The organism is Paenarthrobacter sp. OM7, assembly GCF_029873575.1.
Taxonomy (GTDB): Bacteria; Actinomycetota; Actinomycetes; order Actinomycetales; family Micrococcaceae; genus Arthrobacter.
Genome location: NZ_CP123579.1, coordinates 2,462,394 through 2,478,521, shown reverse-complemented (window position 1 = coordinate 2,478,521; position 16,128 = coordinate 2,462,394). Strand labels below are relative to the sequence as shown.

Below are 16,128 nucleotides of genomic sequence, written 5' to 3'. Positions count from 1 at the left end.
AGTGGCACTTGGTAAGAAGAGCAAGACAACAACGGCCAGGACGGCACCGGTCGTTGCGCCGTACGGGCACCCCTCCGGTGCAGTGCCGCCGGGTATTCCCAGTGAACTTATTCCGCAGCACGTGGCAATCGTCATGGACGGCAATGGGCGGTGGGCAAACCAGCGTGGACTTCCCCGCATCGAGGGTCACAAGGCCGGTGAGCCTGCCTTGCTTGATGTGATGGCAGGGGCCATCGAACTGGGAATCAAGTACGTCAGCGTGTACGCCTTTTCAACCGAGAACTGGCGGCGATCGCCCGAAGAAATCCGCTTCCTTATGGGATTTAACAAGGATGTACTACGACGCCAGCGGAACCAGCTTGACGAATGGGGCGTGCGCATCCGATGGGCCGGAAGACGCCCGCGGCTTTGGGGTTCTGTCATCAAGGAACTTGAAGAAGCCGAGGAATACACGAAGGCCAACGACACGTGCACGTTGACCATGTGTGTTAATTACGGCGGCCGCGCCGAGATTGCCGACGCCGTCTCTGCCATTGCCCACGATGTCGCCGAAGGGCGTTTGAAACCCGGATCTGTATCCGAGAAAACCATCCAGAAATACCTGGACGAACCCGACCTCCCGGATGTAGACCTTTTTCTTCGCAGTTCGGGGGAGCAGCGGCTCTCTAATTTCCTCCTGTGGCAGTCTGCCTATGCGGAGTTCGTCTTCATGGACACGCTGTGGCCGGATGTCGACAGGCGGACGCTGTGGGACGCCGTCGAGATTTATGCCAAACGCGACAGGCGCTACGGAGGGGCCGTGGACGCGGCGCCCGCCGGCAAATAGCACGCCCCCGCTACATCAGTAGGGGTACGCAGCGAGCCATACAGCCACGTCGCGGTATGCCTGCTGACGGACGGTACGTCGTGAGAGAAAAACATCATGAAGCGCACCTGGATACCGGAAGATGGCGGTGCGGCGGGCAAGTCCAAGAGCCCTACGTGAGGTTTCCTCTACGTCGATGACCGCATCGGCCCGCATCAGGTCAGCTGTCCACTCCGCTTGGATCCTTGTCCTTCCGGACAGCAGGACCAGGACGGGAGAATCGATGGCGAGCTTTCGTTCCACCGCGGCGTGCCCGGCCAGGACGGCTTTGGTCCACCCTGCGCGGATAGGGAACGAGGTCCGCGGACGCCACAGGGGATCCAGTATCCATTCACCATGTGCTTCATTGCTGACGCTCTCCCAGTAGGCAGGCATCTCAGGAAAGCGGAAGGGGCGCTTGGGGTCCGTACGTGCAAAGGGTTCCACCAGGTGCATGGCAATGCTGCGGACCAGACTGCTGCCCTGAAGCTCCAGCCACGGCGAGTTCAGGACCAAGGTGCCCAGCCGGCCTGGGTTGCGATCGGCCCAGAGTGCCCCGATCAAACCTCCCAGGGAATGGGCCAGCATGTGGATGGTTGGCGTGGTGGTGTCGCCAGTCCGTTCAGCCACGTCCCGTTCAATTTCCACCAGCGCTGCTGCCAGGTCCTCGTCATAGGCGCTGAGGTCCGTGATGTATCCGGGCGTCTGTCCAGGCAGCAGGCTGCGGCCGAATTTTCGGAGGTCCACTGCGTAGAAGTAAAAACCCGACGCCGTGAGGTACTCAGCCAATTCGGTTTGCAGAAAGTAGTCGGCCCAACCATGCAGGTAAAGAACAACCCTTGGCGCTCCACCTGGATCGGCCGGGACTGGACGGCGTCTTCTCTTTGTGAAGGACGACAGGAAGTCAAGGACGCCATTCTGGGTGGCTTGCGGCGCAGGTGGAGCATACCGGATGAGTGTGGCGTGGACGGGACCTTCCTCGTCAGGCTTCAGTGGCAGGTCCATGCATTCGTAGCCATGGCCCAGGACGTCCCGCCGCCACCTGGTTGCCCGGGCCTCCGTGGTGTTCATTGGTCCCCTTCCTGCCGCTCTGCCGTCACATCGTTCTGCATGAATCCCTTGATCCACCGCGCAAGCCGCGCATAGGCGTCTTTCCGCACTGCTGGTGCGGAGAGGAAGACGTCGTGGAGGCCGCCGTCGATGCGTTCCAGAGTGACGCTCCGGCCCAGCGCCATGGCTCTGAGCGCAATAACCCCAACATCCAGCACGGCATCCGAACGGCGCATTGACTCCTGCCACACCATGCCATTGGCGCTGGCCGAAGACGTTAGGACGAGGACAGGCACCTCGAGGTTCAGCCCGCGGGCAACTTGGGAATGCCCGGCAAATACGGCACTGAGCCACCCGGCCCGGACTGGGAAAGCCAACGGTGGACGATAATTTTCGTCCAGGGCCCATTCACCCTCCGCGGTACTGCTGATGCTGCGGAAGTAGAAACCCCGCTCCGGCAGCTTCAGGACGGTTTCCGGCCTTAACTTTGCTATGGGAGCCACCATGGCCTGCGCAGCCCTCCGCACCAATGAACTGCCGTGCATTTCCAACCACGGGCTGTCGAGAATCAGGAACTGAATGGATTCCGGGTGGCGGCTTGCCCACAATGCGGCCACCAACCCGCCGGTCGAGTGGCCCATCAGGGTCACGCTGCCTTCCGGTGTCGAGGCTGTGTGATGACGGATGATGTCCAGTGCCTGGTTGATTTCGGCGTCATAGTCCATCAGGTTTGCCACGTAGCCCCCCGGCATGTCCGTCGTCAGGCTCCGGCCATGGTTGTGCATGTCAAGGGCGTAAAAGTCGTAGCCCTGCCCGGCCCAGAACCTGGCAAGTTCGGTATTGAAGAAGTAGTCGCTCCACCCGTGCAGAAACAGGACGGCGCCGTAGCGCCTCGGTGCATCCCCGGATTCGCTTTGCTCTGCCCGGTGGCGGATCAGGGTGGCGTGGCGGGTCACGCCGTCAGGTCCTGTGGCATCAACGCCACAGGATTGGAAGTCTGTACCCAGGATGTCAGCCGTCCACTCCATGGCTTTAGCTTAGACACTGGCGGAGGCGTCCCGCCCGGTGGCAGGTCGGCAACGAAAGTCGAATAACTTCCATGATCCGCGTCACTGTTTGCCCGCGGGATGCGTATATGCCGACGGCATCGGCGGTCACGGGTTTGGCGAGTCGTCCGTAAACCGGAAAACTAGGACCATGCGTGTTTACCCCACATTCTTCAAGCTGGCCTTCTCCTGGATGGATGCCGAAAAGGCACACAAGATCGGCTTCCAAGGGATCCGGGCGGCACATCGCTCGGGCGCCGGCCGGATCCTGGCCCGGCTGACCGCCCCTGACGCTTCGCTCCGGACTGAGGCGTTGGGCCTGACCTTCCCATCCCCGTTCGGCCTGGCGGCCGGTTTCGACAAGGAAGGCCACGGCATAGAAGCCCTGGCCGAACTCGGCTTTGGCCACGTAGAGGTGGGTACCATCACCGGCCAGGCGCAGCCAGGCAATGAGAAGCCCCGGTTGTTCCGCCTGATTGAGGATCGTGCGGTGGTTAACCGGATGGGATTCAACAACGACGGCGCAGCAGCCGTTGCGCCCCGGCTCAAGTCTGCGCGGGCTGCTCTGCAAAGGAAGCACCCGGACGTCCGGCCCGTCATCGGCGTCAACATCGGCAAGACCAAAGTGGTTGAGCTCGAGGACGCCACTGAGGATTACCTCGTGAGTGCACGCAGCCTGGCGCCCGCGGCAGATTACCTGGTGGTCAATGTCAGCTCTCCCAACACACCCGGCCTTCGTTTGCTGCAGAACGTGGAGTCCCTGCGGCCGCTGCTGAGGGCAGTAGGCGACGCCGCCGATGAAGCCGCCGGACGGCATATTCCGCTGCTGGTCAAGATTGCGCCTGACCTGTCCAATGACGACATCGACGACGTCGCCCGGCTGGCGCTGGACCTGAAGCTGGACGGCATCATCGCCACCAACACCACCATTTCCCGGGAGGGGCTCGTTTCGGACGCCGCCAAGGTGGAGTCTCTGGGTGCCGGTGGATTGTCGGGAGCACCCCTCAAGACACGGTCGCTTGAAGTACTGCGGAGGCTCAAGGACGCCGTGGGTGACCAGCTCGTGCTCATCGCGGTAGGAGGAGTGGAGACCGCCTCGGACGTTCAAGAGCGCCTGGAAGCGGGCGCAACACTGGTCCAGGGCTACACAGCGTTCCTGTACGAGGGTCCATTCTGGGCTTCCAGCATCAACAGGGGCCTCGCTAAGATCCGTAAGAAGGCGCGTTAGGCCCAACCGTCCTGGTGCCGTGCGCCTATAAGGAAGACCCTGCGCCCATAAGGAAGACCCCGGACCATTGGTCCGGGGTCTTCCTGTTGATGAACGGGTGGGGGCGCTTAGGCCGGGTACTGCCCGCGCTTCACCTGCGGCTTGGGCAGGCGGAGCTTGCGGAACTGAAGGGCGCGCATGCAGCCGTACCAGACGGAACCGCGTTCCACCTCGCCGAATTTCTCGGTGAGGCGCTTCCTGAGCTTGCGGGACAGGATGAAAACATCCACGAAGACGGCAAGGAACATGATCCAGAAGCCAACGAGGACGTAGCTGATGCCGGCGCTTGTGGGCGGAATGATCAGGGAGATCACCACGAACAGCAAGGCGCCGAACATGAGGTATTCACCCAGGCTGAACCGTGCGTCCACGTAGTCACGCGTGTAGCGCTTCTGGGGACCCTTGTCACGGAGGGGCAGGTATTTTTCGTCACCCGTATCCAACGCCTGCCGCATTTTCTGCCGCTGATCCTGGATGGCGACCCGTTCCGCAGCCTTGGAGGCCTTGCGGTCATTGGGAACCAGTGGGCGCTTACGGGCTGCTTCCTGGTCTTTCCGCTTGGGAGTGGGGGTGCCCTTTCCGGCACCGGGCTCCGTGGCGGTGGCGTAGGCCTGGTCTACTACTGATTGAGCGCTGGGCTCTTCCTTTTTGCGTCCGAACACCCCTACAGAATACCCCTCGTGGAGGTGGCGTAGGTTACGTGGACGGCCGTCCGGGGCCGGCGGCGGGTGGCCGTGCCTGCTGTGGACGCCCAAATCACGGCGGTAAAGTGTGGCCATGACTTCAGCACATGCGGAGATCCCGCAGAACAAGCAAGGGCACGCCGGCAATACTCCAGTGGAGGAACTGTCCCGGGCAGTCAACGATTCCTTCGACACCACCCTGGCGTCCCTCAAGCACCTCGTGAGCATTCCGGGCATTGCGTGGGCAAGTTTCGACCCGAACGAACTGGACCGCAGCGCCGATGCAGTCGCTGCCTTGGTCAAGGCCGCGGGCATGGAAGACGTCCGGGTATTGCGGTGCGACAAAGCCGACGGCACCCCCGGTGGCCCTGCCGTCGTCGCGCGCCGTCCTGCCGCGGACGGCAAGCCGACCATCCTGCTGTACGCCCACCATGATGTTCAGCCACCGGGGGACCGGAGCCTCTGGAACTCCGAGCCCTTTGTGGCTGAGGAGCGCGAGGGCCGGCTGTACGGCCGCGGTTCGGCTGACGATAAAGCAGGAATCATGGCGCACCTGGCCGCCTACAGCGCCGTGACCCAAGTTCTGGGTGACGGGTTCGGGCTCGGCGTGACCTTCTTCTTCGAAGGCGAGGAAGAGGCAGGCTCGCCCACGTTCCGTACTTTCCTGGAGGAACATCAGGAGCTCCTGCGGGCCGATGTCATTGTTGTAGCTGATTCCAGCAACTGGAAAGTCGGCGTTCCGGCCCTCACCACCAGCCTTCGGGGACTCGTGGACGGGACTTTCGAGGTGCGTGTCCTGGACCATGCAGTCCACTCCGGCATGTTTGGTGGACCTGTGCTGGATGCTCCCACCCTCCTTTCACGGCTCATCGCCACCCTGCATGACGACGAGGGCAACGTCGCGGTTGCGGGCCTGGTGGCCCGTGACGACGTAGCCGTGGACCTTGCCGAAGAGGACTACCGCACTGATGCTTCAGTGCTCGACGGCGTGCAACTCGCCGGCAGCGGGACCATCGCCTCCCGACTCTGGACCAAGCCCGCGCTGTCCATCATCGGTATGGACGTCCCGTCCGTTGATGTTGCGTCCAACACACTGATTCCGGCCGCCCGGGCAAAGTTCAGCATGCGGTTGGCCCCAGGGCAGGACCCAGGGTCCGCGATGGATGCCCTGAAGACCCACGTCGAATCACATGCACCGTTTGGTGCCAAAGTGACGTTTACGCCGGGGGAGCGCGGCAACGCCTTTTCCACCGACACATCTTCAGCGGCTGCAAGGGTAGCCCTTTGGGCGCTGGGCGAATCGTGGGGTGTACAACCAGTGGAAATGGGAATTGGCGGTTCCATTCCGTTCATTGCGGACCTCATGGATGTGTATCCGGACGTGCAGATCCTTGTGACGGGAGTAGAGGACCCTGATTCCCGCGCACATAGCGCCAACGAATCCCTGCACATCGGCGATTTCCGGCATGCCGTGCTGGCTGAAGCCCTGATGCTGGCCAGGCTGAATGCTGAAGGACTCAGGGGCTAGTGTCGGATTAGTCCTTGGCGGCGCGCCGGGAACAACCAAATGCTGTCGGTGGTTACGTCAGGAGTTATAGCTAAGCGTCTGCGCGACGTAGCATTAGGTATAACCCGTAGGTAATTTGGGTAAGGGCAGGCAGCGTTCCGGCGCCGCCGCCAGGAGCTTCATAAGAAGGTAGGCCAATGAGCACTGCAACCAACGAAAACAGCACCGGAGAACAGCTCGTCGCCAACGACGGGTTGGCCACGCACGAGGTCAATCTGACCGACGTCGCCGCAGGCAAGGTCCGCAGCCTTCTGGAACAGGAAGGGCGCACCGACCTTCGGCTGCGCGTTGCAGTCCAGCCTGGAGGTTGCTCCGGACTGATCTACCAGCTCTACTTCGACGAGCGACTGCTTGATGGGGATGCCGTACGGGACTACGACGGCGTTGAAGTTGTTGTCGACAAGATGAGCGTTCCGTACCTCAGCGGTGCCAGCATCGACTTCGAGGACACCATTTCGAAGCAGGGCTTCACCATCGACAACCCGAACGCCGGCGGGTCTTGCGCCTGCGGCGATTCGTTCCACTGATGTGAGCCATCGCCGCATGTCGGCGCCACTCCGGGTGGGTTTAAAACCATTCGGAGCCACGGCGCTGACATGTGCGCGAAAACCGCTTGATAGCGGTAAGCTCTACATCGGGTAGTAAAACTTTTAGTGTGCCCGGTGGGCCTTCGGCCTGCCGGGAGACAGCAACAAGAGGAAGGGCCGTCTGTGAGTTCGCAGAACCGAACCGGCAGCCGACGCATAAAGATCACATCGATCACTGGCTTGGCACTAGCCGGCGCGTTGGTTTTGACCGGATGTTCACCAGAGGTAGAGAAGGGTTGGCTGCCTACAGAGCGCGGCACGACCAACCACACTGACCGGATCATGGACCTCTGGGTCAACTCATGGATCGCCGCCTTGGCAGTCGGTATTATCACGTGGGGCCTTCTGGTCTGGTGCATCATCGCTTACCGTCGCCGCAAGGGCACCACGGGATTCCCCAAGCAGCTCAGCTACAACCTGCCGCTTGAGGTCTTCTACTTGACCATTCCGCTCTTCATGGTGCTGGTGTTCTTCTACTTCACCGACCAGGACCAGCGCGCGATCGATGACCGCTCGCAGCCGGCCGACGTCGTTGTTGACGTCCGCGGCAAGCAGTGGGCCTGGGACTTCAACTACAAAAAGGGTGAGGTCATCAATGAAGACCTCCACGAGGCCGGCGTCCAGGCCCACCTGACCGGCAATGAGGTCAACAAGGAACTGCTCCCCACCCTGTACTTGCCGGTTGGCAAGTCCGTGGACCTGGAGCTGAACTCCCGCGACGTCATCCACTCATTCTGGGTTCCCGCCTTCCTTCAGAAGCGCGACATGATCCCCGGCAAGACGAACTACATCAGGTTCACCCCCACAAAGGAGGGCACCTTCGATGGTAAGTGTGCCGAACTCTGCGGTGAATACCACTCCGAAATGCTCTTCCGCGTCAAGGTTGTCTCCGAGTCTGAGTTCCAGGCCCACATGGACAAGCTTCGCCAGGAAGGCAACACGGGCCTCCTCGGTGCGGAATACGACCGCAACCCGAACCTGAACGAAACCAAGTAAGGGGAGCGACGTGGGTACGTACACTCAATCCGCACCGGGGGTCCTAGAAGCCCCCGTAGTTCCTAAGTCCAAGGGGCGCATCGTCGTCAACTGGATTACCTCCACGGACCACAAGACCATCGGGTACATGTATCTGATCGCGTCCTTCGTGTTCTTCTGCCTCGGTGGCGTCATGGCGTTGCTGATCCGCGCTGAACTGTTTGAACCCGGTATGCAGATCCTGCAGACCAAAGAGCAGTACAACCAGATGTTCACGATGCACGGCACCGTCATGCTCCTGATGTTCGCAACGCCGCTGTTTGCCGGCTTCGCGAACGTCATTATGCCGTTGCAGATCGGCGCCCCCGATGTCGCCTTCCCGCGTCTGAACGCGCTGGCTTTCTGGTTCTTCCTCTTCGGTTCGACCATTGCAGTCTCGGGCTTCATCACCCCCCAGGGAGCGGCTTCCTTCGGCTGGTTCGCTTATGCGCCGTTGTCGAACACCACCTTCAGCCCTGGCGTAGGTGGCGACCTGTGGGTCTTCGGCCTGGCCCTTTCCGGGTTCGGAACCATCCTTGGTGCCGTCAACTTCATCACCACCATCATCTGCATGCGTGCCCCGGGCATGACCATGTGGCGTATGCCGATCTTCACCTGGAACACGCTGGTCACGGCAATCCTGGTCCTGATGGCCTTCCCGCCGCTGGCAGCTGCCTTGTTCGCCCTTGGCGCCGACCGACGCTTCGGTGCCCACATCTTCGACCCCGAGAATGGCGGTGCAGTCCTCTGGCAGCACCTGTTCTGGTTCTTCGGGCACCCCGAGGTGTACATCATCGCGCTGCCGTTCTTCGGCATCGTTTCGGAGATCTTCCCGGTCTTCAGCCGCAAGCCGATCTTCGGCTACAAGGGTCTTGTCTACGCAACCATCGCCATTGCGGCGCTGTCCGTCACCGTGTGGGCACACCACATGTACGTGACCGGTTCTGTGCTGCTGCCGTTCTTCGCCTTCATGACCATGTTGATCGCGGTGCCCACCGGCGTGAAGTTCTTCAACTGGATCGGCACCTTGTGGCAGGGTTCCATCACGTTTGAAACGCCCATGCTTTGGAGCATCGGCTTCCTGGTGACATTCCTCTTCGGTGGTCTCACCGGCATCATCCTGGCCTCGCCGCCGCTTGACTTCCACGTTTCCGACTCCTACTTCGTGGTGGCCCACTTCCACTACGTGGTGTTCGGTACGGTCGTGTTCGCCATGTTCGCAGGGTTCTACTTCTGGTGGCCCAAGTGGACAGGCAAGATGCTCAACGAGCGCCTTGGCAAGATTCACTTCTGGCTCCTGTTCCTCGGCTTCCACGGCACGTTCCTGATCCAGCACTGGTTGGGTGTTGAGGGTATGCCGCGTCGTTACGCCGACTACATGCCGCAGGATAACTTCACCTGGATGAACCAGTTCTCCACCATCTCCTCCTTCGTCCTGGGTGCTTCGCTCCTGCCGTTCTTCTGGAACGTCTACATCACGTGGCGCAGCAACAAGAAGGTAGAAGTGGATGATCCGTGGGGCTTCGGCGCTTCGCTGGAGTGGGCAACGTCCTGCCCGCCGCCGCGTCACAACTTCACTTCCTTGCCGCGTATCCGTTCGGAGCGCCCGGCGCTGGACCTGCACCACCCTGAGTTGGCACAGGTCCACACTGCCGAGGCCCCGTCGCCTGCAGCAGCTGTTTTGGGTAATGCCGACCAGAAGGACGTCAGTAAGTGAAAATCGAATCGTGGCTCTTTGGAGCCGGAGTCTTCTTCTTCGTCCCCGTGGCTATCGCCTACGGATTCCTGACTGAATGGTCCGAGTGGGTTGGTGTCCTGGGCATCCTCCTTGTCGGTGGCCTGGCGGGCATGATCGGTGCATACCTTGGTTTCACCGGTAAGCGGATCGGTCTTCGACCCGAAGACCGTCCCGACGCCGAGATCCACGAAGGCGCCGGCGAGCAGGGGCACTTCAGCCCTTGGAGCTGGTGGCCGCTGGTTCTGGGCCTCGCTTGTGCCGGTGGATTCCTTGGCCTCGCCATTGGCTTCTGGGTGACATACGTCGCCGGCGGCCTCGCCCTCGTGGCATTGGTTGGCTGGGTCTTCGAATACAGCCGCGGCGACCACGCGCACTAGCAGCCAGCTACGAGCACACAGAAATGGGCCCCACCGGAAGGTGGGGCCCATTTCTTATTCCTGAATAGGGGCTCAGCGCGCCTCTGTGGCCCCAAGGACGGCCGAAAGAGCGGTCAAAGCACTCTCAACTTCAGGAACTGTTTGTCCGCTGAGGAGCGCGTCTGGAGCGACTTCCAGAAGTACTTCGCAGCCGTGTCCGAAGTCCTCCGTCATCACTTCGAGCAGTGAGCGTGCATCAACAGGTTGCCCGTCGTGCTTGCGTATGGTGACCGGCAGACCGGTGTCAGTAACTGCGCGGACGAATACAGCTGCAGCACGTGCGTGCAACCCGATTTCCGCGGCAACGATAGCCTTCTGCTCCGGCAACCCAGCTCCCTTGGTAGCCGACGGATCATCCGTCGGAAATTGTCCATACAAGCGTAGCTCCCTGGGCCCCGCCGCTCCACATGCGCCGTAAGTGGTCTAGACCTGAAGTGTCACTGAATTATCCTTGAGGCATGACTCAATTGCTGGACCGCCGCGGTGCCTGAAGCAGCAAGCATCGCCGGCGAGATCGACCGCACCAGTGGCACGCCGATTTACGTGCAGCTCCGGGAGATTCTGCGGGCCTTTATTGCCCAATCCTGCCCGCCAGGTTCTGCGCTTCCCTCGGAACGGGATCTGTCAGAGCGCTTTGGTCTGGCCCGGATGACGGTGCGACAGGCTATTGATGCCTTGGTTGGTGAGGAAGTCATTGAGCGTGTTGTGGGCCTGGGGACTTTCGTGAGGAAGCCCAAGCTGGACCTTCAAGTGAAACTGACGTCCTATAGCGAAGAGATGCAACGTCGAGGTATGGTCCCGGCCGCGAAGGTACTCAGCTTCGAACAGATCGCAGCCAGTGCATTCCTCGCGCGGGAGCTCCAACTGGAGGAAGGCACACCTCTGGTGCGGTTCAGGCGGCTGCTGCTCGCTGACAACGAACCCATGAGCGTTGATGAGAACTTCATACCGGCCCATCGCGTCCCAGGCCTTTTGGATGAAGCGCCGCCCACATCCCTGTACAACGTCCTGAGCGAACGGTTTGGCTTGGTGATGGAGTGGGGCGAGGACATGATTGAGGCCACGGCAGCGTCGCCCTCCACAGCCCGGCTTCTCAACGTCGATGTCGGTGCCCCTTTGCTGAAGATTCAACGGCACGCTTTCGTAGCCCGCGCCATGGTGGACTACTCCGTTTCTTACTATAGGGCTGACCGCTACAAGCTCTGGGTCCCCCTGCAACGCCCAGGAGTGAGGCCTACGCGCAACTACTCATCGGGGTACCGCACTCAGCCCTAGCGCCCGCCAGGACGGGCGCGCCCATACATGTATGGCGGCAGTGCGGAAGTACAGCCGCACAGAGCCCGGGGAAAAGGGTTTACGGGGGTAAAGCTGGTGCACAAAAAGTAGGGGCCCGGTCCATTGGACCGGGCCCCTACTTTTATGCGAGTTCCAAGCGTTAGTGGCTCAGGCTCTTCTGGTCTTCGCCTGCTTCAATGGCTTCATGGTGGCCATGTGCGTGGGCGGCTTCGAGTTCGGCGGGTGTTGCCGGGGCAACACGGTCCTCGAAGAACCACTTGGAAAGTGCCGCGCGGCGCTTTTCCTTGCTGGTGACAACACCGTGTTCGTTCGGCTCAGCCGGCAGGGGAGCCGGTGATTCGAATCCAACAAGCTTGTAGCGCTTGTACTCATCAAGTGGAGCGTGGACCTCGATGAATTCACCGTGCGGGAGACGGACGATGCGTCCTGTTTCCCGGCCATGCAGGGCAATCTCGCGGTCCTTGCGCTGGAGGGCGAGTGCGATGCGCTTGGTCACGATGAAGGCGATGACCGGGCCGATGAAGAACAGTGTTCGCAGCCAGTAGGTGACGTCGTTCAGGGAAACGTGGAAGTGGGTTGCGATGAGGTCGGAACCAGCGGCTGCCCACATCACGCAGTACCAGGTAAAGCCTGCAACACCGATCGCTGTGCGGGTAGGCACGTTGCGGGGACGGTCGAGAACGTGGTGTTCGCGGTTGTCCTTGGTGATCCAGCGTTCGATCCACGGGTACATGAACAGAACCGTGAAGATGATTCCAGCAGGAACCAAGGCCGGAAGCAGCACGTTCAGGGTCAGGGTGCGTCCGAAGATGACCCATTCGAAGTGGAAGTCATTGATGACACCCGGCATGAGGCGCAGGGCGCCGTCCACGAACCCGATGTACCAGTCAGGCTGGGTACCTGCGGAAACTGGGGACGGGTCATACGGACCGTAGTTCCAGATCGGGTTGATCGTGAATGCAGCGGCCATGAGTGCCAGGACACCGAAGACGATGAAGAAGAATCCACCGGCTTTGGCAGCGTACACCGGGCCGAGGGGGTAGCCGACAACGTTCCCGTCGTTACGGCCCGGGCCGGGGTACTGGGTGTGCTTGTGCACAACCACCATGAAGAGGTGGATCACGATCATCAGCAGGATGAGTGCGGGGACCAGGAGGATGTGCAGGACGTACAGGCGGCCGATGATGGCCGTACCCGGGAATTCTCCACCGAAGAGGAAGAAGGAGATGTACGTGCCAATCACCGGGATGGACTTGATAACGCCATCGATGATGCGCAGGCCGTTGCCGGAGAGCAGGTCATCGGGGAGCGAGTAACCGGTGAAGCCGGCTGCCATCGCCAGGATGAGCAGCACGCCGCCCACCACCCAGTTCATTTCGCGCGGCTTGCGGAAAGCCCCGGTGAAGAAGACGCGCAGCATGTGGACACCCAAGGAGGCCACAAAAAGCAGTGCTGCCCAGTGGTGTACCTGACGCATGAACAGACCGCCACGTACATCAAAGGAGATGTTCAGCGACGAGCTGTAGGCAACGGACATTTCTACGTTGTACAGCGGAGTGTACGAACCCTGGTAGTGGGTTTCCGCCATGGACGGATCGAAGAAGAAGGTCAGGAAGGTACCTGACATCAGCAGGATGACGAAGGAGTACAGCGCCACCTCACCGAACATGAACGACCAGTGGTCGGGGAAGACCTTCCGGCCGAACTCACGCAGGATGCCGGAGCCACCCACGCGCTCGTCAACGAAGTTGGTGAAACTACCAACCTTGGTCTTCGGAACGAAGGGGGCTTCAGCTGTTGATGAGGCGCTCATGCTCGTCACGCTCCCAGTAACTCGGTCCTACAGGTTCTCTGAAGTCGCTTGTGGCGACGAGGTAGCCTTCTGCGTCAACTGCAATAGGCAGCTGGGGGAGCGGACGGCTGGCCGGTCCAAAGATGACCTTGCATTCCTGCGTGAGGTCAAACGTGGACTGGTGGCACGGGCACAGAAGGTGGTGCGTCTGCTGCTCGTAAAGAGCAACGGGGCATCCGACGTGCGTGCAGATCTTGGAGTAAGCAACGATTCCGTTGTAGCTCCAGTTTTCACGGCCCTCTGAGGGGTGCAATGAATTCGGATCCAGGCGCATCAGCAGGACGACGGCTTTCGCCTTTTCGTTCAACTTGCCTTCGTGGAGCTCATTGAGGCCTTCGGGAATGACGTGGAAGGCAGAGCCAATGGTGACGTCCGAGGCCTTGATGGGAGTGCCATCGGGGTCGCGGGTCAGGCGCTTGAGCTTGCCGCCTTCAGGAGCCCACATGGTGTGTGCCAGAGCATCGTCAGGACGCGGGCCCAAGTCGCCGAAGATGGCGAGAGCAGGCAGCGGGGCAAGCGCAACTGCACCAAGAAGGGTGTTGCGGATCAGCGGGCGGCGCTTGATGCCGGTCTCTTCGACGATGTCGTCGACGATCCGGACAGCTGCCTGGCGATCCTCTTCGGTACGGATGGCGTGGCGCTCTTCAGACACTTCGTGATCGGGCATCAGGGCCTTGGCCCAGTGCACGATACCGGTGCCGATGCCGAGCATTGCGAAGGCCGTGCCTAGCCCCAGAAGGAGGTTTTGGTTACGGATGGTCGCAATGGTGGTGTCGTCGCCCAGATCGATGGCGAAGTACGCCACCAGGAAGACCAGCGTGCCAATGACGGAGGTGCCAAACAGAATGGCTACCTGACGCTCGGCTCGCTTTGCGGCTACCGGGTCCGTGTCAGCCAGGCGCAAACGATGCGGAGGGAGTCCAGGATCCTGGAACTTCTCCACCTCATTCTGACCAGCCGTAGCTACGGTGCCCGAGTGGTTCGGACTGCCGTCACTATGGTTGCCCATAATTCGCCTCATCCTTCTCTCGTTGTCTCGGCCGGGGCCGAGTTATTTTCAGTTTCAAACTGCTGACTGTGCAGCAGAAGTTTTGTCGTGTCCGGATCAGGACGTGCGGGACGTCAACCAGATGGTGAATGCGATGATGACACCCAAACCGGCAACCCAGACGAAGAGGCCTTCAGACACCGGGCCCAGTGCTCCCAGGTCCGCGCCACCGGGGGAACCGTTGGCTTCGATGGTCTTCAGGAAGGTGATGATGTCGCGCTTGTCTTCAGGAGTGACATTGGAATCACTGAACACAGGCATGTTCTGCGGTCCGGTCACCATGGCCTCGTAGATGTGCTCTGCGCTGACGCCGGCCAGTGCAGGAGCAAACTTGCCGCGGGTCAGTGCACCGCCGGCAGCGGCTGCGTTGTGGCACATGGCGCAGTTGACGCGGAAGAGTTCGCCACCATTGGCGGCATCCCCCTTGCCGTCGAGGAGGTGTTCCTCGGGAATGGCCGGGCCTGCTCCGAGGGAAGCAACGTAAGCGGACAGCTGCTTGGTCTGCTCTGCGTTGAACTGGGCGGGCTTCTGCTGGGCCTGCGGTCCGCTCATCTGCATGGGCATACGTCCGGTGCCAACCTGGAAGTCAACAGCTGCAGCACCCACGCCGACCAGCGAGGGGCCGTCCTGGGTTCCGGACGCACCCATGCCGTGGCAGGTGGCGCAGTTGGCGGCGAAGAGCTTGCCGCCTTCTTCTACGTCACTGGCGCTGTAGCTGGTGGTGTCGGCCTTGGCTTGGTTGACAGTTGTGGCAACGGCGTACAGCCCACCAGTGAGGAGGAGGCCCATCAACAGCAGCGCAATGGCTGCCAGTGGGTGACGTCGCTTCTGCGATAGTGCCTTCACGTGGTGGTTCCTTTATTCGATCCTGCGTCGGCTCCGCGAGCCGCTTCTTGAAATTCTGCCTCTTGTAGAAAAAGAGTCAAAGCCGGGCTTACTTGAGGACGTAGATGACCAGGAAGAGGCCGATCCACACAACGTCGACAAAGTGCCAGTAGTACGAGGTGACGATCGCCGACGTCGCTTCAAAGTGTCCGAACTTCTTGGCTGCAAAAGCGCGGCCAATGATGAACAGGAAGGCGATCAGGCCGCCAATGACGTGCAGGCCGTGGAAGCCCGTTGTCATGTAGAAGGCGGAGCCGTAGGCGTTGGAGGACAAGGACACATGCTCGGAGACGAGCATGGCGTATTCCGTGGTCTGTCCGGCTACGAAGAAGGCACCCATGATGAAGGTGAGGACAAACCATTCAGACATGCCCCAGCGGGTGATTTGGAGCGGGCGGCCGGTACGGCGCGGTTCGAGCCGCTCGGCGGCAAAAACGCCCATCTGGCAAGTAAACGAACTTGCCACAAGGACGATCGTGTTGACGAGCGCAAACGGGAAGTTGAGCTTGGCCGTCTCCTCGGCCCACATCAGTCCGGATGTGGAGCGCAGGGTGAAGTACATGGCAAAGAGGCCGGCGAAGAACATCAACTCACTGGACAGCCAAACAACGGTTCCAACAGAAACCAGGTTGGGGCGGTTCAGCGTCGGGTGCGCCGGGGTACTGGGGGCATGGGTCGCAGATGTCACAAGGACATTATGTCTGTAAAAGTCCAGAGTTCCCAATGCAAACCACCGATTCGGGAGACTTTTTCTACAAAGACGCGAAATCGCGCGGAAAAGTTCCCGACCGCGTTCACATTGGTCATCGGCGTGGCAGGGTCGATAGCATCAGTG

General features: G+C 60.9%; 16 protein-coding genes. 8 read left to right on the top strand and 8 right to left on the bottom strand.

Annotation, left to right across the window (positions count from 1 at the left end):
• Nucleotide 1 precedes the first annotated feature (1 nt).
• Complete coding sequence (locus tag QEH68_RS11415) at nt 2–826, top strand: isoprenyl transferase (RefSeq protein WP_207593628.1); 825 nt, start codon at nt 2–4, stop codon at nt 824–826.
• Nucleotides 827–841: 15 nt separating this feature from the next.
• Here the strand turns inward: QEH68_RS11415 and QEH68_RS11410 are convergent, their stop codons facing one another.
• Nucleotides 842–1,915: an alpha/beta hydrolase gene (locus QEH68_RS11410; RefSeq protein ID WP_280622909.1), complete on the bottom strand. Its 1,074-nt coding sequence runs from the start codon at nt 1,913–1,915 to the stop codon at nt 842–844.
• Nucleotides 1,912–2,922 carry an alpha/beta hydrolase gene (locus QEH68_RS11405; RefSeq protein WP_207593626.1) on the bottom strand — a complete coding sequence of 337 codons (1,011 nt, stop codon included), beginning with the start codon at nt 2,920–2,922 and terminating at the stop codon, nt 1,912–1,914. Before QEH68_RS11405 ends, QEH68_RS11410 begins: the two co-directional genes overlap by 4 nt.
• Nucleotides 2,923–3,091: 169 nt before the next feature.
• Here QEH68_RS11405 and QEH68_RS11400 point away from each other — a divergent pair, with 169 nt between their 5' ends.
• Complete coding sequence (locus tag QEH68_RS11400) at nt 3,092–4,168, top strand: quinone-dependent dihydroorotate dehydrogenase (protein ID WP_280622908.1); 1,077 nt, start codon at nt 3,092–3,094, stop codon at nt 4,166–4,168.
• Between the two features lie 107 nt (nt 4,169–4,275).
• Here QEH68_RS11400 and QEH68_RS11395 read toward each other — a convergent pair whose 3' ends face one another.
• A complete protein-coding gene (locus QEH68_RS11395) occupies nt 4,276–4,869 on the bottom strand; it encodes a DUF3043 domain-containing protein (protein ID WP_207597564.1) in 594 nt (197 codons plus the stop codon).
• Nucleotides 4,870–4,984: 115 nt separating this feature from the next.
• Between QEH68_RS11395 and QEH68_RS11390 the strand changes: the two genes are divergently transcribed.
• The 5 genes from QEH68_RS11390 to QEH68_RS11370 all read left to right on the top strand — a co-directional run bounded on the left by QEH68_RS11390 (nt 4,985) and on the right by QEH68_RS11370 (nt 10,173).
• A complete protein-coding gene (locus QEH68_RS11390) occupies nt 4,985–6,418 on the top strand; it encodes a dipeptidase (protein WP_280622907.1) in 1,434 nt (477 codons plus the stop codon).
• Nucleotides 6,419–6,594: 176 nt separating this feature from the next.
• Nucleotides 6,595–6,984 (top strand): iron-sulfur cluster assembly accessory protein, encoded by a 390-nt coding sequence (locus QEH68_RS11385; RefSeq protein WP_207593623.1) that lies wholly within the window; start codon nt 6,595–6,597, stop codon nt 6,982–6,984.
• 183 nt (nt 6,985–7,167) lie between these two features.
• Nucleotides 7,168–8,040, top strand: coding sequence for a cytochrome c oxidase subunit II (gene coxB / locus QEH68_RS11380; RefSeq protein WP_089595186.1), 873 nt, complete (start codon nt 7,168–7,170; stop codon nt 8,038–8,040).
• Nucleotides 8,041–8,050: 10 nt separating this feature from the next.
• Nucleotides 8,051–9,775 (top strand): cytochrome c oxidase subunit I, encoded by a 1,725-nt coding sequence (gene ctaD / locus QEH68_RS11375; RefSeq protein ID WP_280622906.1) that lies wholly within the window; start codon nt 8,051–8,053, stop codon nt 9,773–9,775.
• On the top strand, nt 9,772–10,173 hold the full coding sequence (locus QEH68_RS11370; RefSeq protein ID WP_089595184.1) for a cytochrome c oxidase subunit 4: 402 nt from the start codon (nt 9,772–9,774) through the stop codon (nt 10,171–10,173). The genes ctaD and QEH68_RS11370 overlap by 4 nt, the downstream gene beginning before the upstream one ends.
• Before the next feature lie 72 nt (nt 10,174–10,245).
• On the opposite strand, the gene QEH68_RS11365 is transcribed toward QEH68_RS11370, so the two are convergent.
• Nucleotides 10,246–10,539, bottom strand: coding sequence for an HPr family phosphocarrier protein (locus QEH68_RS11365; protein ID WP_207597563.1), 294 nt, complete (start codon nt 10,537–10,539; stop codon nt 10,246–10,248).
• Between the two features lie 156 nt (nt 10,540–10,695).
• Here QEH68_RS11365 and QEH68_RS11360 point away from each other — a divergent pair, with 156 nt between their 5' ends.
• Complete coding sequence (locus QEH68_RS11360; protein ID WP_207593622.1) at nt 10,696–11,487, top strand: GntR family transcriptional regulator; 792 nt, start codon at nt 10,696–10,698, stop codon at nt 11,485–11,487.
• A gap of 160 nt (nt 11,488–11,647) precedes the next feature.
• On the opposite strand, the gene QEH68_RS11355 is transcribed toward QEH68_RS11360, so the two are convergent.
• The 4 genes from QEH68_RS11355 to QEH68_RS11340 all read right to left on the bottom strand — a co-directional run bounded on the left by QEH68_RS11355 (nt 11,648) and on the right by QEH68_RS11340 (nt 15,981).
• On the bottom strand, nt 11,648–13,321 hold the full coding sequence (locus QEH68_RS11355) for a cytochrome bc complex cytochrome b subunit (protein ID WP_089595181.1): 1,674 nt from the start codon (nt 13,319–13,321) through the stop codon (nt 11,648–11,650).
• Nucleotides 13,299–14,369, bottom strand: a complete 1,071-nt coding sequence (locus QEH68_RS11350) for a Rieske 2Fe-2S domain-containing protein (RefSeq protein ID WP_089595180.1) — start codon at nt 14,367–14,369, stop codon at nt 13,299–13,301. The genes QEH68_RS11355 and QEH68_RS11350 overlap by 23 nt, the downstream gene beginning before the upstream one ends.
• A 96-nt stretch (nt 14,370–14,465) precedes the next feature.
• Nucleotides 14,466–15,254: a c-type cytochrome gene (locus QEH68_RS11345; protein WP_089595179.1), complete on the bottom strand. Its 789-nt coding sequence runs from the start codon at nt 15,252–15,254 to the stop codon at nt 14,466–14,468.
• An 88-nt stretch (nt 15,255–15,342) separates the two neighbouring features.
• The gene (locus QEH68_RS11340; RefSeq protein ID WP_089595178.1) at nt 15,343–15,981 is read right to left on the bottom strand and encodes a heme-copper oxidase subunit III; all 639 of its coding nucleotides are present in this window, start codon (nt 15,979–15,981) and stop codon (nt 15,343–15,345) included.
• Nucleotides 15,982–16,128 lie beyond the last annotated feature (147 nt).